General features: G+C 42.6%; 22 protein-coding genes. 16 read left to right on the plus strand and 6 right to left on the minus strand.

What is annotated here, in order from left to right:
• Nucleotides 1-127: 127 nt before the first annotated feature.
• Nucleotides 128-937, minus strand: coding sequence for a T9SS type A sorting domain-containing protein (locus F9K23_01400; protein KAB2918822.1), 810 nt, complete (start codon nucleotides 935-937; stop codon nucleotides 128-130).
• Between F9K23_01400 and F9K23_01405 the strand changes: the two genes are divergently transcribed.
• On the plus strand, nucleotides 923-3,274 hold the full coding sequence (locus tag F9K23_01405; GenBank protein KAB2918823.1) for a TonB-dependent receptor: 2,352 nt from the start codon (nucleotides 923-925) through the stop codon (nucleotides 3,272-3,274). The genes F9K23_01400 and F9K23_01405 overlap by 15 nt on opposite strands.
• A gap of 165 nt (nucleotides 3,275-3,439) precedes the next feature.
• Here F9K23_01405 and mtgA read toward each other — a convergent pair whose 3' ends face one another.
• Nucleotides 3,440-4,141: a monofunctional biosynthetic peptidoglycan transglycosylase gene (gene mtgA, locus F9K23_01410; protein ID KAB2918824.1), complete on the minus strand. Its 702-nt coding sequence runs from the start codon at nucleotides 4,139-4,141 to the stop codon at nucleotides 3,440-3,442.
• A gap of 92 nt (nucleotides 4,142-4,233) precedes the next feature.
• Between mtgA and F9K23_01415 the strand changes: the two genes are divergently transcribed.
• The 5 genes from F9K23_01415 (at nucleotide 4,234) to F9K23_01435 (ending at nucleotide 7,548) form a co-directional block, all read left to right on the plus strand.
• A complete protein-coding gene (locus F9K23_01415; GenBank protein ID KAB2918825.1) occupies nucleotides 4,234-4,725 on the plus strand; it encodes a hypothetical protein in 492 nt (163 codons plus the stop codon).
• Nucleotides 4,726-4,828: 103 nt separating this feature from the next.
• Complete coding sequence (locus F9K23_01420; GenBank protein KAB2918826.1) at nucleotides 4,829-5,839, plus strand: aldo/keto reductase; 1,011 nt, start codon at nucleotides 4,829-4,831, stop codon at nucleotides 5,837-5,839.
• An 8-nt stretch (nucleotides 5,840-5,847) separates the two neighbouring features.
• The gene (locus F9K23_01425; GenBank protein KAB2918827.1) at nucleotides 5,848-6,636 is read left to right on the plus strand and encodes an AraC family transcriptional regulator; all 789 of its coding nucleotides are present in this window, start codon (nucleotides 5,848-5,850) and stop codon (nucleotides 6,634-6,636) included.
• 73 nt (nucleotides 6,637-6,709) lie between these two features.
• A complete protein-coding gene (locus tag F9K23_01430) occupies nucleotides 6,710-7,078 on the plus strand; it encodes a VOC family protein (GenBank protein ID KAB2918828.1) in 369 nt (122 codons plus the stop codon).
• A gap of 2 nt (nucleotides 7,079-7,080) precedes the next feature.
• Entirely contained in the window at nucleotides 7,081-7,548 is a 468-nt protein-coding gene (locus F9K23_01435) for a hypothetical protein (GenBank protein KAB2918829.1), read from the plus strand.
• Here F9K23_01435 and F9K23_01440 read toward each other — a convergent pair.
• On the minus strand, nucleotides 7,545-8,012 hold the full coding sequence (locus tag F9K23_01440; GenBank protein ID KAB2918830.1) for a hypothetical protein: 468 nt from the start codon (nucleotides 8,010-8,012) through the stop codon (nucleotides 7,545-7,547). The genes F9K23_01435 and F9K23_01440 overlap by 4 nt on opposite strands.
• Before the next feature lie 104 nt (nucleotides 8,013-8,116).
• Between F9K23_01440 and F9K23_01445 the strand changes: the two genes are divergently transcribed.
• A complete protein-coding gene (locus F9K23_01445; protein KAB2918831.1) occupies nucleotides 8,117-9,601 on the plus strand; it encodes a phospholipid carrier-dependent glycosyltransferase in 1,485 nt (494 codons plus the stop codon).
• A 1-nt stretch (nucleotide 9,602) separates the two neighbouring features.
• On the opposite strand, the gene F9K23_01450 is transcribed toward F9K23_01445, so the two are convergent.
• Entirely contained in the window at nucleotides 9,603-9,971 is a 369-nt protein-coding gene (locus tag F9K23_01450; GenBank protein KAB2918832.1) for a DUF983 domain-containing protein, read from the minus strand.
• A 110-nt stretch (nucleotides 9,972-10,081) separates the two neighbouring features.
• Between F9K23_01450 and F9K23_01455 the strand changes: the two genes are divergently transcribed.
• Nucleotides 10,082-10,945, plus strand: coding sequence for a helix-turn-helix domain-containing protein (locus tag F9K23_01455; protein ID KAB2918833.1), 864 nt, complete (start codon nucleotides 10,082-10,084; stop codon nucleotides 10,943-10,945).
• A 14-nt stretch (nucleotides 10,946-10,959) separates the two neighbouring features.
• Here F9K23_01455 and bla read toward each other — a convergent pair whose 3' ends face one another.
• The gene (gene bla / locus F9K23_01460) at nucleotides 10,960-12,015 is read right to left on the minus strand and encodes a subclass B1 metallo-beta-lactamase (protein ID KAB2918834.1); all 1,056 of its coding nucleotides are present in this window, start codon (nucleotides 12,013-12,015) and stop codon (nucleotides 10,960-10,962) included.
• A 220-nt stretch (nucleotides 12,016-12,235) separates the two neighbouring features.
• Between bla and tnpA the strand changes: the two genes are divergently transcribed.
• The 7 genes from tnpA (at nucleotide 12,236) to F9K23_01495 (ending at nucleotide 21,109) form a co-directional block, all read left to right on the plus strand.
• Entirely contained in the window at nucleotides 12,236-12,661 is a 426-nt protein-coding gene (tnpA, locus tag F9K23_01465) for an IS200/IS605 family transposase (protein KAB2918835.1), read from the plus strand.
• Between the two features lie 287 nt (nucleotides 12,662-12,948).
• Nucleotides 12,949-15,561 carry an ATP-dependent chaperone ClpB gene (gene clpB, locus F9K23_01470; GenBank protein KAB2918836.1) on the plus strand — a complete coding sequence of 871 codons (2,613 nt, stop codon included), beginning with the start codon at nucleotides 12,949-12,951 and terminating at the stop codon, nucleotides 15,559-15,561.
• Nucleotides 15,562-15,746: 185 nt separating this feature from the next.
• Nucleotides 15,747-16,394, plus strand: coding sequence for a hypothetical protein (locus F9K23_01475; GenBank protein KAB2918837.1), 648 nt, complete (start codon nucleotides 15,747-15,749; stop codon nucleotides 16,392-16,394).
• A gap of 819 nt (nucleotides 16,395-17,213) precedes the next feature.
• The gene (aroB, locus tag F9K23_01480; GenBank protein ID KAB2918838.1) at nucleotides 17,214-18,242 is read left to right on the plus strand and encodes a 3-dehydroquinate synthase; all 1,029 of its coding nucleotides are present in this window, start codon (nucleotides 17,214-17,216) and stop codon (nucleotides 18,240-18,242) included.
• A 38-nt stretch (nucleotides 18,243-18,280) separates the two neighbouring features.
• Nucleotides 18,281-19,150, plus strand: a complete 870-nt coding sequence (gene rfbA / locus F9K23_01485; GenBank protein KAB2918839.1) for a glucose-1-phosphate thymidylyltransferase RfbA — start codon at nucleotides 18,281-18,283, stop codon at nucleotides 19,148-19,150.
• A gap of 89 nt (nucleotides 19,151-19,239) precedes the next feature.
• On the plus strand, nucleotides 19,240-20,475 hold the full coding sequence (aroA, locus tag F9K23_01490; protein ID KAB2918840.1) for a 3-phosphoshikimate 1-carboxyvinyltransferase: 1,236 nt from the start codon (nucleotides 19,240-19,242) through the stop codon (nucleotides 20,473-20,475).
• A 73-nt stretch (nucleotides 20,476-20,548) separates the two neighbouring features.
• Nucleotides 20,549-21,109, plus strand: coding sequence for a hypothetical protein (locus tag F9K23_01495; protein ID KAB2918841.1), 561 nt, complete (start codon nucleotides 20,549-20,551; stop codon nucleotides 21,107-21,109).
• Here F9K23_01495 and F9K23_01500 read toward each other — a convergent pair.
• The gene (locus F9K23_01500) at nucleotides 21,106-22,155 is read right to left on the minus strand and encodes a hypothetical protein (protein ID KAB2918842.1); all 1,050 of its coding nucleotides are present in this window, start codon (nucleotides 22,153-22,155) and stop codon (nucleotides 21,106-21,108) included. The two genes, F9K23_01495 and F9K23_01500, sit on opposite strands and share 4 nt — an antisense overlap.
• Nucleotides 22,156-22,178: 23 nt before the next feature.
• Between F9K23_01500 and F9K23_01505 the strand changes: the two genes are divergently transcribed.
• Nucleotides 22,179-22,946, plus strand: coding sequence for a PorT family protein (locus tag F9K23_01505; GenBank protein ID KAB2918843.1), 768 nt, complete (start codon nucleotides 22,179-22,181; stop codon nucleotides 22,944-22,946).
• Nucleotides 22,947-22,983 lie beyond the last annotated feature (37 nt).

Below are 22,983 nucleotides of genomic sequence, written 5' to 3' on the forward strand. Positions count from 1 at the left end.
ATTTACCCTCCAATGGTTTTAAACCATCTGAGGTTACATTCTTTAATAGCGAAGGGTTTAATGCCCGTCGCAAACAACAAAGGCCACCCCAATGGTGGCCTTTGTTTTATATTTCAATATTAAAAAATTACTCAACCAGCAGTTTTGCAGTAGCTATACCTTTTGCACCGCGTACCTGCACTAAATACATTCCCTTCGCTAAACCATCCAAATTAATAACGGTTGATTGCAAACTCGATGAAGTCAACAACTTTTCAGTACGTTGTACTTTTCCGGTCATATCGCTAACAGTGCATTCCAACGCATCCGCATCATTCACCCAAACAGTTACTTCGCTGCGCGCAGGGTTGGGATATACATTCACGCCATAGGCATTATTAGGCACAATAACACCGGTAGTACCGCCGTTTCCGCCTGCGGTGTCAACAATCAGAGTAAACCTACGGATAGTATCCGGTTGTTGAATAGGAATAAATCCGATTTTAGCATATGCAACCACAGCCATTTCAACAGGATAAACACCTTTTTGTTGTGCAGTAGGATTGCCGGATACCTTAGCACAAAATGTTTGCTGGGGCACGAAATTACAGTTGGCCACATTACATTGGTAAGTGAAACCCGAAGGCAAGCCTAAAACTGATACCAAGCGTATCGAGTCAAACGTTGCGGTTACAGGAAAGCCGTTATAAGTAATGTTTGTATCGTTAGGTATTCTGAAATGTAACACCATGTTATACGATTGGCCTACAACAGCAGTATCCAAATCTTCGGGATAGTAGCCGGGTTGGGTAATTGTATTATCAGGGGTACATTGTGCTGATGCAGATAGCGCCGCAAATAGTATCACGGCAAGCAGGTAAATCTTTTTCATAATTTTAAAGTGCAGTATGATTAAACTTGTATAAATCCTGTGCAAATTAGTATGAAGCCATGTCATAAGCAATTTTGTTTACTCTTAACTTTCATCATTGTTGCTATCAGCGCAAACAGCCAAACCACTTTTGCACTCAAAGGCAGTATTAAAGATGCGCAAACAGGTGAAGCACTGTATGGCGTCGCGGTTTTTACCAGCGGAGTATCAAAAGGAGTTACCACCAACGAAAACGGCGAGTACCAACTTTCACTGCTGTTAACAGAGCCCAAAACAATAGTTTTTAGCTACATCGGGTATAAAAAAGACACTTTTGAGTACAGCCCGATAGCCCATGCAGCATTGATTAAAGACGGGGTTTTGCTAAAAGATATTTTGCTGGAAGAAGAGACTCACATTTTTGACCAAGTGGTTGTAACCGCCGGCCGTAGCGAGCAAAGCCTGAAAACGGTAACAGTGAGCATGGAGATGCTGAAACACTATGTATTAGAAAACCGAAATAACGTAACTCTTGACGATGCCATTGACCAAATACCCAGTGTGAGTTTTGTTGACGGGCAAGCAAATATACGCGGCGGTAGCGGCTGGAGCTACGGGGCAGGCTCGCGAGTGCTGGTAATGCTTGACGAAATGCCGATGGTATCAGGCGATGCAGGGCAGGCACAATGGGGCTTTATACCTGTTGAAAGTATTGAGCAGGTAGAGGTGATAAAAGGAGCTTCATCAGTGCTTTATGGCTCATCGGCGTTAAACGGAGTGATAAACATACGTACCCTTCGCCCCAAAGAAAAACCTTACACCAACGCGGTAATCTACAGCGGAGTTTATACCCCGCACGATGGCAAAGAAGGATTGCGCTGGCAGGGCGACCGTATTTTGCAACGTAGTGGTGCCAATGTGGTGCACGCCCAACGTTGGGGCAGGTTTGATGCTACATTGGGCATAAATTATTTAAACGACGATGGCTACCGCATGGCCGACCATGAAAAGCGCGGTCGCTTTACGTTCAATACCCGCTACACGCCTAAGAAGATTAAAAACTTTTACTACGGACTGAACGGTAATTTTCAGTTAGGTACTGTGGGTACATTTTTATTGTGGGAGAGTTTTGACAAAGGCTACACCCAATTAGATTCAGGCTACAGCAATACCAATGGAACACGACTGAATTTAGACCCGTATGCCGTACTTTATACCGGAGAAACGCGTCACAGCATCCGCGGGCGGTATTTTTACTTAGATAATCGCGTGGATAACGGCGACCCGAAAAACGACCAATCCAACAATTCGGATTATTACTATACTGAATATCAAGCCCAACACACCTTTAAGTCTGTTGAACTTAGCGTGGTAGGTGGGGCAGTTTTCAATTACACGGTTACCCAATCGCCCGTTTTTCAGGGGTTTCACTATGTAACCAACTATGCCCCCTTTGTACAGGTAGAGAAAAAATGGAAACGTATTACGGCCAATGCGGGTGCCCGCTACGAAAGTTTCAGGCTGGATAATTATACCGAAGCCAAACCTGTGTACCGTGCGGGTATCAACGTTGAGGCTACCAAAGCTACGTTCTTGCGCGCTTCCTACGGTCAAGGCTACCGCTTTCCCAGCATTGTTGAGAGTTATGTAAAAACTTCGGCAGGGCCGCTGCAAATTTACCCCAATCCACAGCTAAAGTCGGAAACAGGGTGGAACGCCGAAATAGCCGTCAAACAGGGCTTTAAAATAGGCAAGTTTACAGGGTTTGTAGATGTAGCCGGCTATTGGATGGAGTACGACAATATGATGGAGTTTACGTTTGCCACTTGGGGCAGCCCCTTTACTTCTCCGTTTTTTGGTTTGGGCTTTAAATCGGTGAATATTGGTAAAACCCGAGTAAACGGTGCCGATGTCAGTTTTGGTGGCGAAGGCAAGGTGGGCAACAGCAAGCTTACTTTGTTTGGTGGCTACACGTACGTGAACCCCACTAACCTGAGCCCCGCTGCCATTTATGCTACTGATTTTAACGGTGCACCGCTTAAATACGACTCTACCAGCAGCGATGTAACGGGCAAAACGCTAAAATACCGTTTTCGCCACCTTGCCAAACTGGATGCCCAACTGGAGTGGAAACGCTTTATGTGGGGTGCCAGCGTTCGCTACAACAGCTACATGGAAAACGTTGACCGCATTTTTACCGAACCGTTTTTTGCCATTTTTGTCCCAGGTATTAACGATGGGCGCAAGTTGGGTGAAAAGGGAGATTACATTATTGATGTGCGTACCGCCTACTCTATCACCTCGGCGTTAAAAGCCAGCATAATTGTAAATAATTTGCTGAACAGGGTGTACATGACCCGCCCCGCCGACCTTCGCCCACCGCGATTAGTGGTGTTGCAGTTTAATTACAAAATCGGTGGGTAATCCTGAGCTTGCCGAAGGGTGCGGAGGTTGTCATCCCGAACTTGGTTCGGGATCTCAATCTGTATTCATCGTGAATTGGCACTACGATGTTGAAACAAGTTCTACATGACGGACTCACTCTAAATAGCGACAGGTTTTATACCTGTCGAGACCTGATAGAAAAAATCATTTCAAATTATCGGGCAGTTGGTAGCCTGCCATCCAGCGCACGGTGCGGTCGCGTTTGCGTTGCAGTTTGGGTTTCAGCACGGCAGGGTTGCGTTCGCGCGGGTTGGGAAAACATACCACAATAGCCGCAGCTTCCTTCGCCGATAGTGTTGCTGCACTTTTGCGGAAATAATAATTTCCTGCCGCCTCAATGCCGTATACCCCCGTACCCATTTCAATACTGTTCAGATAAATTTCCATAATGCGGCGTTTCGTCCACATTGCCTCAATCAAAAACGTAAAAGGTATTTCAAGCCCCTTGCGCACATAGCGGGTAATGCCCTTACCGGGGAAAAGAAATACGTTTTTTGCCGTTTGCTGGCTAATGGTGCTGCCGCCGCGCATGGGCTTGCCGTCGTCGTCAGTGTTGTTTTCGTAGGCGTCTTTAATCGCTTTCAGTTCAAACCCCCAGTGGGTATTAAAATTAGGGTCTTCGGCAGTCATGGCAGCCACCACAACGTTTTTATTTATTTTTTCGTAAGGCACCCATTGGTGTTTAATGCCTTCAAACCTAATCACCATCAGCGGGGTTAGTGGCACGGGCACAACGCGGTACAGCGTGGCTGAAAGTAATGCTATTTGAAAAAGCAGGATGGTAATGTTTTTTGTCCACCAAAAGGTTTTGCGTAGTACCTGCTTTGCGTTGATGCTGTTGCCCATGCTGCAAAAATAAAACTTATCAGCGAGTTGAGTTTATATGCACTAATGATATTTATGCGTTTACCAAATACTATCTTTGGGTATTAATCATTATGAAAAAGCTTATAATACTTTTGGCAATGTTGCCTGCCGTGTTGTTGTTTTACGGTTGCCCTATCGGTTTAGACCACTCTGCGGGAACTCCCGGTACTGAGAAAATAGATAAGGCACTTATCGGAACTTGGGTAACGGATAAAGCCGAGCATGAATTTAAAAAGGTAACCATTACCAAAATTGATGATTTCAGCTATAAACTGGTGGTAGAAGAAAAGGGCGAAATGTATGCCGTTGAAGGGGATGAGTTTACTGGATGGATAACTACCATAAAAGGGCAAAAGTTTTTATATGCCAAGCCCACCGCAGAGGATAAATACTATTTGTACCACTATGAGGTTGACGGAAAAAAACTGGTTACCCACGACGTAAGTTTGTTGGATGGCGGGGTAGATGCCGTTAAATCAACAGAAACCCTCCGTAAACAAATTGAAACCTCATTGGGCATGGATGACTGCCTTAGCGAGGAAACCACTTTTACGAAGCAATAACCGACTTAACCTAATACTAACAAAAGCAGCCCGCAAAGGTTGCTTTTTGTTTTACATAGAAATGCTAACTTGCAGGAAAAGGCATTAATCGATTGAAATAACTATGAAATACAGGCAGCTGGGCAATACAGGCATTTATATCTCTGAAATAGGCATGGGAATGTGGCTTAACTTTAAAGTGGGCGGCGATAAAGACACCATGTACGGCATACTGAACCGCGCGTTGGACAACGGTATCAACTTTTTTGATACGGCCGATATGTACTACAAAGGCGAGAGCGAAAAGGTGCTGGGCGATTGGATGGCGGGCAAAAACCGTCAGGAAATTGTGGTAGCTACCAAAGTGTTCGGGCCGATGAGCAATCATTGGATGGCTCAGGGACTTTCGATGCGGCACATTCGCAATGCTTGCGAAGACAGCCTGCAACGCCTGCGTACCGATTATATCGACTTGTACCAATGCCACCGATACGATATTGATACTCCGCTGGAGGAAACCTGCTATGTCATGCACAACCTTGTGGAGCGCGGGTATATTTTGCATTGGGGGGTAAGCCAGTGGACGGCAGTGCAAATTCTTAATGCGCTTAGAATATGCGAACGCAACGGTTGGCGCAAGCCCATCAGTAACCAACCTATTTACAATATGCTGAACCGTAGTCTTGAAGTAGATGTGATGGATGTTTGCCACAAAGAAGGCTTGGGTTTGGTATGTTACTCACCGTTGGCACAAGGCTTATTGACGGGTAAATACACTCCTGATACCGTGCCCGATGATTCACGGATGGCAGACGAGAATATCGGAGCGTTTTTCCCCCGCAAACGCATGACGGATGAGTTTTTTGATATGCAAGAGCAGCTTAAAAAAGTAGCGCAAAGCCTTGATTGCACCATGCCTGCATTGGCCTTGGCGTGGGCGCTCAGCAAAAAGCCTGTTACTTCGCTTATTATAGGTGCATCGCGCCCTGAACAAGTGGATGATAACTGCGCTGCCATAGAAGTTGAAATTTCGGCGGAAACGGATGCCCAAATTGAAGAAATATTGCAAAACGCTCCGGTAGACCAATACAGCGGTGTCCGCGTAGGTTGGGGTATTGTTAAAAGAGGGTATTAATATTTACCATGAGTTACAGGGAAATTACACCGATACCTGCTTTGCAACCGTTTATAAAGTTTTTTTGGACGCTTGAAATTGGTACGGGAGAGCTTGGGGTAGAGCGTGTTTTTCCTGATGGCTGTATTGAGTTGATTTTTCACCTTAAAACCCCGTTTTCAAAAGTTACCGAAGAGGGCATTTTTACCCAGTCGAAGGCATTTATTGTAGGTCAAATTACCAAAGCCTTGTATTTTTTGCCTTCACCGCAATCGCAAATTCTGGCATTACGGTTCACCCCGTTTGGATTAGCAGCTTTTACCAATATACCTATCGACTTGTTTAGCGGCACTGAGGTTGCTGTGGATGATATTTGGGGCGAAGATGCCCGCATAATTACCGAACGGATAAGCACCCTTACGGTGGATGCCGCTGTTGAGGTATTACAGCAATTTTTACTGAGCAAGTACCGCCACAAGCACATCAATACACAAATAGGTAAAATTGCAGGAAATATACTGACAAGTGCGAGTGAAAAATCGGTGCAATATTGGGCCGATAATGCAAACCTGAGTGAGCGACAGTTTAACCGAAATTTTAAGGCCAACGTGGGTGTTTCACCCAAAGAGTTTATAAAGATTGCACGGTTTAATAAAGTATTGGGGATACTTGGCAATGAAATCCCTGCAAACTTGGGGGCTTTTGCCCAGCAGTGCGGTTATTACGACCAAGCGCATTTTATTAAAGATTTCAGAGAATATACAGGAACTACTCCGGGCAGCTTTGCGCAAGACAATAAAACATTTATACCCTTTTAAGAACGTCCGATTTTTACAATACGGCAGTTATCAGGCGTACTAATTTCGCATCACTATAAACATCAAAACAACTATGGAAAATTTTGTAAACTGGTTCGAAATTCCTGCGCTAGATTTTGACAGGGCCGTTAAATTTTATTCAACTGTATTGGGAGTTAACATTACTGCTAACGAATTTATGGGCGCACAAATGGGCTTTTTCCCGTCTGATGGTACCAATGTATCGGGTGCTATTATCACCGGATCAAACTATTCACCTGCAAACGGCGGGGTATTACTTTATCTTAACGGTGGTGCTAACTTGAGCGTTCCATTGGGTAAGGTAGAAGCTGCGGGTGGTAAAATTATTGTGCCCAAAACTCAAATATCCGACGATATGGGATACTTTGCCATTTTTAATGACACTGAAGGCAATACGATGGCCTTTCACTCAATGAGTTAAGTATGAAAACTGTTTTAACAATATTGGCTGGTTTTTTTGTAGCGATTTCAATCAACGCCCAAACCAACTTGAACGTAAGTGACTTAAACTGGTTGGAGGGAAATTGGCAAATTGATATTAGCGAAGCTAACATTAAAGTGTTTGAAACCTGGAAGCGCGGCGAGGGTAATAGCTATCTCGGTGAAGGGTATGTGCTGAAGGGCAAGGACACCATTGTGCGGGAGGTGATAAAGATTGAAAAAATCGGCCCGCATTGGGTGTACATTGCTCAAATAAACGACAATGCCCCCGTGTTGTTTACACTAAAAACAGAATCAACCGCCAAACAACTGGTGTTTGAAAACCTTGAACACGATAATCCCCAACGCGTCCGCTATACATTTATCAGTAAAGGCGAAATGATGGCCCGCACCGAAGCTGTTGTAGAGGGCAAAGAAGTGGGTGAAGATTATCCTTTTGTACGCCGTTAGTGCTTAAAGGTAATTGTATGATTTACGGTGGTACTGCCTTGCAAATCAGTAAAAGTAAGTACCATTTCAGTTGAAGTAAGGGTGGTGATGTTATATGCAAAGCCACCCATATTTAATTTCCCTTCGTTATTACTAAACGACCAAACGCTAATTTGTTCCTGAGGGTCGTTTGCGTCACATTTTGATGGTCCTTCGTCAATGGTAACACTGCCTGTTGTTGCAAACGATATAATATCGTCTTTCTCGCATTGGGGTAAATAGGCGTAATAATCGGTAAAAGTATTTCCCAAGCTGTCTTTTAGTCCGGGAGCTACCGTCCAACTTTTATATTTCCAAGGCTTTGCAGTTAGCAACTCTTTTTTCGAAGCCTGAGGTGTATTAGAAGTTGCAGATGAATCATCCTCTTTACTGCAAGCGCTTAGTAACAACAATACAAAAGCGAGTAAGGGTAAATATATTTTCATACGGTTAACTATCGTGTTTAAAAGAGTATCAACAGCGGTTAAATTGTTGCTTGCCAATCTCAAATATACCCAATACCGCAAAAAAAACTTTATTTGCGGACGTAATGTCGCCACAATTTCAAAAAATAGCTAAGCTATATCTGTTGCCGGTACTGCTGGCAGTTTTGGTGTACTTCCCGTTGTTTTACAATCTCGATCGTCTGCCGCTGATGCAATTTGATGAGGCAAGAGTAGCGATGAGTTCTTACGAAATGAGTGAAAACCACAACCCCTTAGTGGTTCATTATGGCGGTGCGCCTGATATGTGGAGTACGAAGCCTCCGCTGACTAATTGGGCTCAGGTTTTCTTTATTAAAACATTGGGGCTAAACGTACTTTCAGTGCGGCTGCCTTCAGCATTGGCAGGGTTATTTACTTGTATTTTATTGTGGTTGTTTTGCGTGCGGCACCTCAAAAATTATTGGATGGGGTTTGTATCCGTGTTGGTGTTGGTTACCTCACGGGGATTTATTAATAACCACGTTACCCGTACCGCTGATTATGATGCCATGCTGGTATTATTTACTACAGCCTCCTCCATCGCATATTATTTCTTTATCAATACCCAAAACTACAAGTACCTGCGGTGGTTTTTTATTATACTGGCGTTGGGGGTGATTACCAAATCAGTAGCAGGGCTGTTTATGTTACCCGGTTTATTAGTGTTTACATTATTCAGGTATAAATCATTGGTGTTTTTCAAAAACAAAAAAACATACCTGTATGCACTTTATTTTATTATCCCTGTTGTAATTATTTATTTGGGGCGAGAATTATTAAACCCCGGCTACCTGAAAGCTTCATGGCATTGGGATATTGCAGGCCGTTTCAACGAACAGCTAACGGGCGACAAACCTTATTTTGGGTATTACCTGCATTTAATGAAAACCGAACATTATCTCCATTGGTTTTGGATAAGTGCAGCCGGGATTATTTTGGGTTTGCTCAGTAAAAACAATCAGATTAAAAATGTAACCCTTTTTATTACCTGCACCGCATTAGGCTTTTTGGCGGTTGTGTCATCGGCCAATACGCAAATGCTGTGGTACAATGCCCCTGTATATCCTTTTGCGGCACTACTCGCAGCCATCGCCATTTATTGGCTGGTAGAGGTACTACAAAACGTAGTGCAAAATCTGTCGTTTAATGTTGTTCCGTATATATTGGTAATAGGGTTGATGATTACCCCGTATAAAACGATCTTCAACCATGTTAGTCCGCCAAAATTTCAGTATGACTGGGAGTATGAAGCACAAGCCCTTAATTTTTATTTAATTGATGCCTATAAAGCCGATAAAAACCTTAATGGATATTTTTGGGTAGATAATGACGATTATAACCCCTATATTGATTTTTATATCCGGATGTTTGAGAAAAATAAAGGTCAAATCATAGCACCTAAAAAGCTGAAAGACTTGAAAACAGGGGATACTGTAATTGGCTTTTTAAACGATATAAAACCAAAAATTGAGGCTGCTTACACTTATACCCTGCTTGAGGAGAAAGAGTTTGTTAAAGTGTATAAAATAACGGGGAAAACACTCCAATAAGTTAGGATTTGCTCTTTACGCTTTTGGGGGCAAAGAAATAAATCCATAATATTCTCGAAAACTTAAAATTAAAAGTTGACAGCAGGATAATGACTGCTACAGTAGGCCAAATCACACGGGTATCTAAACTGCCTTCAACCAGCAAACTCCATGTAACGATGGTGGCAATAATTTCAGCTACGGTAAAGGCATAGCTCACAAACATTGCACCCCAAAAGAACCCCGATTCTTTCTCAAACACATAGCCGCAATGGGTACAACTTTCATTCATCGCCGGCGGTTTAATGCTGAAAAAGCTTGACGATTGAAAAATATGTCCTTGTCCGCATACAGGGCATACGCCCTTGGCTATCTGTTGTACCGCATTCATAACGTTGTAAATTAGTGATACAAAGGTAGTGTGAAGTTGAGTCGTAGCTGTTGAACGACTTACTCATATAATAGGATTATACAGACATTTTGGTATTTTTGGAGTTGTAAATGCAAACACTGCCCGTTTATAAAATTGAGAACTTTGAGTTTTACCATTCGTCGTTCTATGCGCGACGGTTAAAAGACCATATAGAAAAGCACGGGTTTATTCAGCATCCTCATAAGCACGATTTTTATCTTGCTGTACTATTTACGCAGGGTACAGGTACACATGAAATTGACTTCACTAGTTATCCCGTTGCAAAAGGGGCAGTTTTTTTAATGAATCCGGGGCAAGTCCATCGATGGACATTGACTGATGATACTGAGGGGTATATTTTCTTTCATACTAAAGAGTTTTATGATATTACCTGTGCAAACAAACGCATTAACGATTTTACCTTTTTCTCATCGGCAGGGGTAAGTCCATTTGTGCTGTTGAATGATGAGCAGTTAGTACAAGCAGAGGCTTTGTTTAAACGGATTTTTAATCAAAATCAAGCTACTGATTCAATCCATAAATTTGAAACACTGGGGGCATTGTGCAATTTGCTGTATCTTGATATTGAAGGTGTGTATAGTCGCAAAGAAACGGTGAGTAAGCAATCAACGCTTTATTTGCATAAGCTAAATACTTTGCGGCAGTTAATAGATCTTAATTATACTCTATTAAAATACCCAAAAGACTATGCTGCGTTGATGAGCATCAGTGCAAAACACCTGAACCGCATTTGCATAGAAACGGTTGGCAAAACCACCGGAGATTTAATTTCCGAACGTTTGGTGCTTGAAGCTAAGCGGGTATTGGCCTATTCTGATAAACCCATAAAACAAATTGCCGAACAATTAGGCTTTGACGACTCTGCCTATTTTATCCGTTTCTTTAAGAAACATACTGCACAAACGCCTGCTAAATTTCAGAGTGGGTTTTGACCCGCGAGCATTATTTATCGCAAAAAAATAAATTTATCTACCATAATACTCAAACCTCGCCTATCGGTGAAGGGTTCTAACAAAAGCCCTTTAAAATTAAAAGTGCCTTTAAATCTTGCAGCATCAATACTTTCAATATAGCAATGGCCTTCATCGGCATTAATAGTTTGGTGGGTACTGTCGTATTCAAGAATTGGAGAAATAATAAAAATATTGTCTGAATCGCCCCTATTTACAATCACTTCAGCATTAATAAGAAAGTATTTGCCATCCGCTGTAGAGTCCCTGTCGTAACGCAGAATTTTTGACCAACCGTTTGGAAAATCAAAAAAACCGGCCCTTCGACTACCTCCAACGGTGTTTTTAAACGGAGCAAATAAATTAATAGTATAAGTTATCAGGCTTGTATCACCATGTTTGCCGTGGCCGGGCACTACTGTTTTTGCGTTTGGATAGGCTGCTTTCACTTTTTCCATTGTGCTGCTCCATTCCAGCAAATGAGCATCGCCAAGATTACCGGGTGTTGCACCTAAACATTTCATGGCGCAGCCGCCAAACAAAATTTCTTCATAAGGTAGCCATATCATTATACCGTCGGCAGTGTGGGCAGGGCCAAAGTATTTTGCAATAATAGTTTTGCGCCCTATTGAAATACTTATTTCTTCATCAAAACCCACATCCGGAACAGGCAATTGTTTTTGTGCGGCCGTTAATTGAGTTTTTTTACATGCGTATGCTTTTATACCTTTTGCTTGCAAAACATCAATTCCTGCCATCCCATCAGCGTGCCAATGGTCAACAAAGCAAGCCACAACATTAGCCTTTAGTTCTTTTTCAATCCACAATACAAGCTCTTTAGTTGCTGTATCAGTAGGCGGTGTAGAAATTATGGCCGCCTCTTTTCCGTCAACATACACCAAACTGTTGCAATACCCATGACCTTCAATAAGGTAGGTGCGTTTGTTTAATTTGGTGTACGTTAGATGGTCTGAAATTTTTTTTGGTTTCTTTTGGCTGAAACTAACCAATGAACACACACAAAAAATAATAAGTAAGACCGTTTTTCTCATTAGCACAAAGGTACTTTGTATAAACACAGTTTGGTTATTTATTGTGATGGATTGAAATCCATCTTTGGTGCGATTACCTGAAGCGAGCGGACTTAAGTCCGCTCGCTTCAGGTAATCGCAAAAGCAACGGGTTTTAACCCGTTGCCACACGGTGAGGTTTTAGCATGTTGAAACAATTGTTTTCCATTTACCTTTCAAAATCTTGTAGAATGAAACTCCGATGAGAAACAAACTTTCTATTTGGGTGCATTTGGTGTGGGGCACAAAGAAACGGGAGCCTCTTGTTTGCGAAGAATTGAGGCCGTTGTTGCTTCATAAAGTTGAAGAGGTTGCTGAATTAAAGGGGTACGATGTTATTGAAGCGAATACAATGCCCGACCATGTTCACATTCTATTAAGGCTTCATCCATCACAAAATATTAGTGATGTTGTAAAACATATTAAAGGAATTACAGCTCATTGGATAAATCAACAACAGCTAACTCCAACCAATTTTGAGTGGCAAGAAGGTTACGGAGCTTTTTCGGTTAGTTCTTTTATGGTTCGAAAAGTTGTAGCCTACATTCAAAACCAGCAGAAGCACCATACCGAAAGGGATTTTGAAAACGAAATGATGTATTTAGATATTTTTGGGAAGGATATTTAAGCGGGATTGAAATCCCGCCCTGTAAAAATTACCCGAAGCGTTTGGACTTAAGTCCAAACGCTTCGGGTAATCGCAAAAGCAACGGGTTTTAACCCGTTGGTATAATGTGAGGTTTTACTCCGTTGCTATTTCATTCAACAATAACCCTGCAATAATTTCAGTTTAAAGTTTTTTAAATCAACTGATTAAAGTCATTTTGTCTTAATAAGATAAAGTTGAATTTTGAAAGTAAGTCAAAAAGTCAGTTTAACAGCGTGGTAAACCTTTTGTAGAGTATCCGAGTAATTATGAACTTAAACAATTTCACAATAAAATCGCAAGAAGCCATACAAATGGCGCAGCAACTGGCTGTTGAAAAACAGCATCAGGGGATTGATACTGCCCACGTGCTGAAAGGATTGCTGATGACGGATGAAAGCGTTTTCGACTATCTTTTCAAGAAACTCAATGTAAATAAAAACCGCATTTCAGAAGTAATAGATGCCTCACTAAACGGTATGCCCAAAGTGAGCGGGGCAGGCAACCAGTTTTTAACCGGCGATGCCAATACTACATTGGTAAAAGCCCAAACCATTGCCCGCGACGGTGGCGATGAGTTTGTATCGGTAGAGCATATTTTGCAAGCGCTGTTGGCAGGCAGAGACAAAACCGCTCAGATACTGAAAGATGCCGGGGTGAATGAAAAGGAGCTGAAAAAAGCCATCGCCGAATTACGCGGAGGTCAGAAAGTAACCAGTCAAAGTGCTGAGGAGCAATACAACTCTTTAAACAAGTACGCCAAAAACCTGAATGAGTTAGCCCAAAAAGGCAAGCTCGACCCTGTAATTGGCCGTGATGAAGAAATACGCCGTGTATTGCAAATCCTTTCGCGACGAACCAAAAACAACCCCGTGTTGATTGGTGAACCCGGTGTGGGTAAAACTGCCATAGCCGAAGGGTTAGCGCACCGTATCATCAATGGTGATGTGCCCGAAAACCTAAAGAGCAAAAAAATATACTCGCTGGATATGGGCTCGCTGATCGCAGGTGCAAAATACAAAGGCGAGTTTGAAGAACGCCTTAAATCGGTGGTAAAAGAAGTAATAAACAGCGACGGTCAAATAGTGTTGTTTATTGACGAAATACACACCCTTGTAGGTGCCGGCGGAGGGGGAGAAGGTGCTATGGATGCCGCAAACATTCTTAAACCTGCCCTTGCCCGTGGTGAACTAAGAGCCATTGGTGCTACCACGCTGAACGAGTACCAAAAGTACATCGAGAAAGACAAAGCCTTGGAGCGTCGTTTCCAAAAAGTGGTGGTGGATGAACCCGATACACAAGACGCTATTTCTATCCTTCGAGGATTGAAAGAACGCTATGAGGTGCATCACAAAGTGCGCATAAAAGACGAGGCCATTATAGCCGCCGTAGAAATGTCGCAACGCTACATAGCCGACCGCTTTTTGCCCGATAAAGCCATCGACTTAGTGGACGAAGCCGCTGCAAAACTTCGTATGGAGATAGACAGCGTGCCCGAAGAGCTGGATAAAATTGAACGCGAGATAATGAGCCTTGAGATTGAACGCGAGGCGTTGAAACGCGAGAACGACGAAGCCCGACTAAAAGGGTTGAGTGAAGAAATTGCCAACCTTACCGACCAACGCAACCAGTTGCGTGCCCGTTGGCAAGCCGAAAAAGAAGTGGTAGAAGGCATACAACAAAAGAAACAGGAAATTGAAAACCTGAAACAGGAGGCCGACCAAGCCGAACGTGCCGGCGACTACGGATTAGTGGCAGAAATACGCTACGGACGCATAAAAGAAGCCGAAACCAAATTGGCCGAGCTTAATACCAAACTGCACGAAACCCAAGAGGGTAGCCGTTTGGTGAAAGAGGAGGTAGATGCCGAGGACATCGCCTCGGTGGTGAGCCGCTGGACGGGCATACCCGTAACCCGTATGTTGCAAAGCGAACGCGAAAAACTGCTGCACCTTGAAGACGAACTGCACAAACGTGTGGTAGGACAGGAGGAAGCCATTGCCGCTATTGCCGATGCGGTGCGCCGCAGTCGTGCCGGGTTGCAAGACCCCAAACGACCCATTGGTTCGTTTATCTTTTTGGGCACAACAGGCGTGGGTAAAACCGAGCTGGCAAGGGCATTGGCTGAGTTTCTGTTCAATCAGGACAATGCAATGGTGCGTATAGATATGAGCGAGTACCAAGAGAAACACACCGTTTCGCGCTTAATTGGCGCCCCTCCGGGATATGTGGGGTATGATGAAGGCGGACAATTAACCGAAGCCGTTCGTCGCCGCCCTTATAGTGTGGTGTTGTTGGATGAAATTGAAAAAGCCCACCCCGACGTGTTTAACATCCTGTTACAGGTGTTGGACGAAGGTCGCTTAACTGACAATAAAGGCCGAACGGCCAACTTTAAAAACACCATTGTGATAATGACCAGCAACATAGGCTCGCACATTATCCAAGAGAATTTTGAAGAACTGGACGAGTTTAACAAAGAGGAAATACTGGCAAAAACCAAAAACCAAGTGTACGATGTACTTAAAAAATCGATACGCCCCGAGTTTTTGAACCGTATCGACGAAACCATCATGTTTGCACCGCTTACCCGTGAAGACATACGCGGTATTGTCGACCTGCAATTCAGCCACCTGCAAAATATGCTGGCCGAACAGGACATACAAATCACAGCAACGGACGAAGCCCTCGATTGGCTGGCACAGTTGGGCTACGACCCGCAATTTGGAGCGCGTCCGCTAAAACGGGTAATGCAGAAAAAAGTGCTGAACGAACTTTCGAAACAAATACTGGCCGGTACCGTAACCAAAGACAGCCACATAGTGCTGGATATGTTTGATAACCAGTTTGTATTTAGAAATGACGTGGTAGAAGTGGAATAAAGTGGTTAGGGATTGGTTGATTTGATGTTTGATTTCAGCATCCCCTCATCCCGAACTTGATTCGGAATCTCTTTAAACTAAAAATTATATTCCCCGTTTTGTAGCAATACAAAGCAGGGAATTTTTATATAAGAACGAAGTTGTGTAAGTCGAATGATTTGTTGGTAATACAGTAATTTGTAAATTTGGAAACCTTTCTACAAACAGGGTATTTAATAGTGAGAAGAATTAAATATTACTTTTTATCGGTTGTTTTATTTCTCATTTCTTTTATTGGCTTTTATGGGTTGAAGTTGATTATTGTTCTGCTCATATTGGGAATAGCTACTTTGGCAGGGATTTATGTTGATGACTTTGGAATTTTCATTGGTTTGGTAATTGGATTATTAGCAGGTGTATTATTATTTAAGGGATTTGAGCATTTGTACCCCTATTTTGAGCGTCTTGATAATTATTCTAAAAAATTTAAGGAATATACTTATACTGAATTGTACGGGAAAGATTATCCCCAGCCTAAACCTGAGGACTATGGAATATCACTAGAAGAATTTAAAAGTTATAATAATAGATTCCAATTTGAGTACATCAAACTTCTTTTTACCTATGGTACGTGGATAGTTTCATCTATTTATGTAATTCGAGAAAATACAGAGAGAACTAATGGATTTCTTATCGTAGGAGGTTCGGTTTTAGTCTCAATCTTTTTCAATTATATTTTTAAGTATATGAATAAAAGAATATCCCAAAAGCATCCCTACTATGATAAGATCCATGATTATCAAAAAGCATGTGATGTTTATCGTAAAATAAAAGATGAAAATTATAAAATATAACTCATGTGTTCTCCTTTCCTGCCTGAAACCCCACACTGTCAAATTGAGCGCAGCGAAATTCCTTATCCCAAATCTGTTAACTCAAAGCTAAAACACATTTGCAATAAGATGCTTCCTTCATCAGCAGGACAGGTTTCTGGTGTGCTGTTTGCACCCCGTCATGTTGAACTTGTTTCAACAACGTAGTGCAAATTCACGATGAATTCCAATGAGATCCCGAACCAAGTTCGGGATGACTGGCACACCGTTCAACGGCCTTGTGCGTTGCTCCCCTCCTTGTTGGGGTTGAGCAAATGCAAAGGAGGGGTCGGGGGTGGTCAACCAAAGCTAAAACACATTTGTAATAAGATGCTTCCTTCGTCAGCAGGACAGTTTTATGGGTGTACTGCTTGCACCCCGTCATGTTGAACTTGTCTCAACATCGTAGTACTAATTCACGATGAATACCGATTGATATCCCTAACTAAGTTCGGGATGACTGCCAGCAGCACATCCTTCAGCAAGCTCAGGAAATCCGTCGCACCGCCCCAATGTCAAATTGAGCGCAGCGAAATTCCTTATCCCAAATGTGTCAACACGAAGCTAAATCACATTTGCAATAAGTAACTTCCTTCGTCAGTAAGACAGGTTTATGGGTGTGCTGGTTGCACCCAGTCATGTTGAACTTTTTTCAACATCACATTATCAATTCACGATAAATACAGATTGAGATCCCGAATCAAGTTCGGGATGACAGGACAAACATTCCTAATAATGTTCAACCCTCATTTGTTTTCACATCCAAAAACTGTATTTTACAGCAACCAAAAAGCTACCCCTATGCAACTGATTAACGACCACATTGTAATAAGCGATAACGGTATCGAGTACCTCGCCAATTTTGTTAACTCGCGCGATTTTGAAGGCATATTTGTGCTGGCCGATGAAAATACGGTGCAACACTGTGTGCCGTTATTGCAAGGGTTTGATTTTGAAACCATCGTTATCCCCGCAGGTGAGCAGCATAAAACCCTTACCACTTGCGAGCTGATTTTTGATGCCCTGATAGCCAAACACGCCAACCGTAAAAGTTTGCTGATAAACGTTAGCGGCGGGGTAGGGGGCGATATGGGCGGTTTGTGTGCATCGTTGTTTCAGCGCGGCATTTATTTCATCAACGTACCCACCACATTACTTGCCATGGTGGATGCCAGCGTGGGAGGCAAGTTGGGGGTAGATTACAAAGGACTAAAAAACTACATCGGGGTGTTTAAAGAGCCGTTGGGGGTGTTTATCCACCCGCCGTTTTTGCAAACACTGCCAGAACGTGAACTAAAAGCGGGTTTTGCCGAAATGCTGAAACACGCTCTGATTGCTGATGCCATCCACTGGGGAGAGTTGCAGGAGTTTAATCCCCGCAGGTTTAAAACATGGATAACCGCCAGCGTTGAAATTAAAGACCATATTGTAGAGGAGGATATGCACGAAAACGGCAACCGTAAATTGCTCAATTTCGGCCACACCATCGGCCACGCTGTTGAATCGTGGTTTTTAAAACACAACAAAGACTTACTACATGGCGAAGCAGTGGCATTGGGGATGCTGTGCGAAGCCTATCTTTCACAAAAAATAGGATTATTGGCCGAAGAACTGCAAAGCGTTGTAGCGGGAATTAAAAAGCATTACACCTTACCCAGAATTGAAGAAAGCAGCTTTGACGAACTGTTGCAACTAATGGGCGCAGACAAAAAGAATACCCAAGCGGGCATTAATTTCACCCTGCTGCGTACCATAGGCATGGGGTCGATAGATAACTACTGCACCCCCGACGAAATAAAACAGGCATTGCAGTGGTATAACAGCCTTTAATCATCACCAATTAACAGCAAACTCATTATAATTGCACTATGAAAGGTATAATACTTGCCGGAGGGTCGGGCACAAGGCTGCACCCGCTTACCATAGCCATCAGTAAACAATTGATGCCCGTGTATGATAAACCCATGATTTACTACCCGTTAACAACCCTAATGTTGTCGGGTATTCGTGAAATACTTATCATCTCTACCCCGCATGATTTGCCGTTGTTTAAAAAACTATTGGGCGACGGCAGTCAATTCGGTTGCGAATTTCAATACGCCGAACAACCCGAACCCAAAGGACTTGCACAAGCATTTACCATTGGAGCCGATTTTATTGGTAAAGACAAAGTAGCCCTTATTTTGGGTGATAATATATTTTACGGTTCAGGTTTCTCAAAAACCTTGCAAGCCTGCAACAACCCCGACGGCGGTATTGTGTTTGCTTACCACGTGAGCGACCCTGAACGCTACGGCGTAGTTGAGTTTGACGAGGATATGAACGCCATCAGTATTGAGGAAAAACCTGCACATCCAAAATCAAACTATGCAGTTCCGGGCTTGTACTATTACGATAACCACGTAGTAGATGTAGCCAGGCATTTAAAGCCTTCATCGCGCGGCGAGTTGGAAATTACTGACATTAACCGTGTGTACCTTGAACGCGGCAAACTTAGTGTAGCCGTTATGAACAGGGGAACGGCATGGTTGGATACCGGAACCATTGACTCTCTAATGCAGGCAGGTACTTTTGTGCAGGTGATTGAAGAAAGGCAAGGCCTTAAAATAGGTTGCCCCGAAGAGATTGCCTACCGTATGGGTTTTATAGACCGTGCCCAAATGCAAAAACTTGCCGACCCTTTGATGAAAAGCGGTTACGGGCAGTATTTGATGAAAATACTGGATATTAAGTTTTAACGAATTACTGGTACACCCTTTTCGGGAGTTCTCTCTCACAACTGCGGGGGAGCAGGAGAGGGTGTAGTATCTAACAAACAATTCTTTTAATGGAACAAATAACCCTTGCAATCAACAACGATGAAGTAAGGGGAGTTGTAAACTTGCCGGCTTCAAAAAGCATAGCCAACCGTTTATTGGTGATGAATGCATTGGCCGCAAATGTCATTACCATTAATAATCTTTCACAGGCCAATGATACCCGTTTGTTGCACAGTATTTTGGGTGAATTATCCTTTAATACTACTCCCACAGTAGAAATTGACTGCCGCGATGCAGGTACCGTAATGCGTTTTTTAACTGCTTTTTTTGCTATTACCGAAGGAAAATGGATGCTAAAAGGCACGGAAAGGATGCACCAACGTCCCATTGGTATTTTGGTTGAAAAACTAAAAGAATTAGGGGCTGATATTGAATATTTACATAACGAGGGATATCCGCCTTTGCTGATTAGCGGCACACAACTAAAAGGCGGTGAGATACGCATAGATGCCGGTATCAGCAGTCAATACATCTCGGCATTGATGATGATTGCCCCTTACCTAAAAAACGGGCTTACCCTGAAATTGGAGGGTAAAATAACATCAAAACCTTATATATCGCTTACCGCAGGGCTGATGCAGCAATGCGGTGTACGGGCAGTTTTCATGGGGAATGTGGTAACAATCCCCGAAGGGAAATACACGTCTACTAAAATTACCGTTGAAAGCGATTGGTCGGCGGCATCTTACTGGTATGCAGTGGCAGCCGTTGCGAACCGTGCAGAAATTAAACTAAACGGATTATTGCCCGATAGTTTGCAAGGGGATAGTGTGGTAGCCCGTTTAATGGAAGAGTTTGGGGTAACTACAGCGTTTACAAATAATGGAGTACTGATTAAAAACGTTGGAGCTGTAACTAATCATTTTGAGTACGATTTTACCGATTGCCCCGATTTAGGCCCTACTTTCATAGCGCTGTGCGGTGCAATGGGAATACCGGCTCGTTTTTACGGGCTTGAAAGCCTTGCTATAAAAGAGAGCGACCGTACCGCTGCTCTTGCCACTGAACTGAAAAAGGTTGGGGTGGTGTTTGAGCAAAACGGCGAGTATTGGCAGTTAATCCCTGATAAAGAAGCGTTAAACAGCAGTAAAACGATTGAGTTTGATACGTACAACGACCACAGGCTTGCAATGGCATTGTCGGTTTTTTCAATAGTTTTATCCGAAATAAAAATCAATAATCCCCAAGTAATAATAAAATCGTACCCAACGTTTTGGGATGATTTTATGCAGATTATGAGGTAGATAGAGTCTCGTTTACAAACTGCTTCTCTTAAACGGATTTAATTTAGCAACGAATAGTAAAACTATGATTACCATGAATAAATGGATATGGATGAACTTTGCAGGCTGGGTTTTGGGCATTGTTCTGGTGTTAACCCTATCGGTATTGTTTGATTCTTTACATATTGAAGGTTGGCAATTTATAGTAGGCTTAGGTATGGGGCTTGGAGTGGGATTAGCGCAATGGCTGGCCTTGAGAAAGCAAATTCCCGTTAGATTTAATTGGATTTGGGTTACCACTTTGGGTTTAGTAAGCCCGTTTTTAATTTTTGATTTTATAACGCATTTCGGTAGCCAATCAATAGGAGATTATTATATATTAATTAGTGTAGCACTTGGCGGTATTTCCGTTGGTCTATTGCAGCGAAATCTGCTAAAAACGCATATTGCTAACACCCAAAACTGGGTGATAACAAATATTATTGGATGGTTATTAGCTGTGCTGACATTTTCAGCGATTAATTACACTATGAAATTATCAATAAGTAATTTAAGTCAGTTCTTTCTTAACTTAGTCTTGATGCTGGCCGGCGGCCCTATTTTGGGGCAAGCAACCGGTATCGCTTTAAAGAAAACAACAATTATTAAAAATTAAGGGCGGTATTTACTGCCTTTCAATATTTTATCGCTGTCGGTTTCGCGCATTAATTCGGCAAGGGTAATTTTAGGGTTATTATCCATGTAGCGGCGCACAATTTCCCTTCCCACCCACACGGCAAAACGCGGCGATGAACGGGTTTCATCGTTGGGTACTCCGTCGGCATTGGTAAAAGGCCCTTCCTCAAAATAACGGATAATTACTTCGGGGTTGTTGTTGTACAATACATTCAGTTTAGGGTCAACAAAGTGTGCCCAAATTTGCCATTCGTTATCCTTGCACCATTTCAGATTTTCGCCGCTTAGTGCCAGTTTAATGCTGTCAGGTGTTTCGGGCATCATGGCATCAATATAATAGGCTAACTTACCCTCGTGTATCATTTGGTCGATAAAACGTTTGCCTTTTAAAAAGCGTTCGTATCGGTAATAGCCCAACGCATTTATTACATTTCGGGTCAGGTATTCGGGGCGCATTTTCACCATTAAATAATTGGTAAGGTGGGGCATTTTTTCGTAGGGGTAATCCTTACCCAAATACATATCCAAGCCTACGGCAATTTGTTTTCCGTAATAAATGCAGCCGTTGTTTAATCTCCCCGGGAAATAAATAATTTCAGGCAAAGTATCATCCGGAAAATAATGCTTTACGTGCTTAAATGCTTCGGTTATTTGGGTATTGTATTCATCTACCGAAACAAATTTCTTTTCAATTACTGAAAATAATTGCTGTGTAGGTTGATAGTTGATGAACTGCTTTAGTTTATCGGGGGCAGTGCTGTCGTCAAAATTTCCTAATGAAATAATCTCGGAATAATAAGACGGGAAAAAATCAGGGTATTTTTTGCTGAGGTTGGCAAAAGCTGCTTGCATGGCATTGGTATCAATGTCAAACAAGTCCTTATCAAATCGTTTAAAAGTTACTTCGGCTTTTACTTCAGAAACATCAATTTTTAAACGATTTTCTTTACAGCCCGTTGCCCCGAACAATAATATAATGACCGATGTTATAGAAAATAGTCGTTTTTTACAGAAATTTGTAATCATACGTTTCAAAGAACGCCAAAAATATGAAAAAACTTGTCTTGCTTACCCTATTCGCTATTACAATTTTGCATTCTCGTGCCCAAGATAGCAGCACACGTATTACTCCCATCAAGTCAAACGACTTTAGTATGTTCAATCATAAGGAGTACCGTTTTTCAATATCGGTGATGCCTTTGATTAGCTGGATGAGCCCTGACAGTCGAAATATTACGTCAGAGGGTTCCCGCGTGGGGTTCAGTGGTGGTCTTACCGTTGAGAAAAATCTTAGCGAAAACGTTGCCCTTTGTGGCGGTTTGCACCTTACTCAAATGGGCGGTAAAATCGGGTACGATTCGTTAAGGGTAAAAGGTGGTATAACTACGTTCAACGATATAGAGTACACCTACAAAACCCGTTATATTGATATTCCTCTAACGATAAAACTTCGTACTGACGAATTTGGCTATAGCCGTGTGTATTTTGATGCGGGGTTTGCGCTTAATATTTTGTGGAGAGGCAGGGCGGATCTTAACAAAGACATTTTTACCAATGCTCAAGGCGGTAGTGAAGACCGTGATGTAAACGACAAAGACGGTGATTTTGATATTAACAACAGCGTTGTTGAAGACGACGATATAAGTTTTTTAAGGGTTCCGTTCTTGGTGGGTGCAGGATATGAGTATGCACTATCAAAAAACACGGTAGTATTTGGCGGTTTGCGCTACAGTGCAGGGTTGTTTAATGTGATGTCGGCTCCCAACACAAAGGCTTACAACAACTATTTTGGTATAAACGTGGGCTTGTTGTTCTAAGCCCCGTTAATATGCTTATTTTTGAAATCCCATTGGC

Source organism: Bacteroidota bacterium, from assembly GCA_008933805.1.
In the GTDB taxonomy this organism is placed as follows: Bacteria; Bacteroidota; Bacteroidia; order UBA8524; family UBA8524; genus SB11.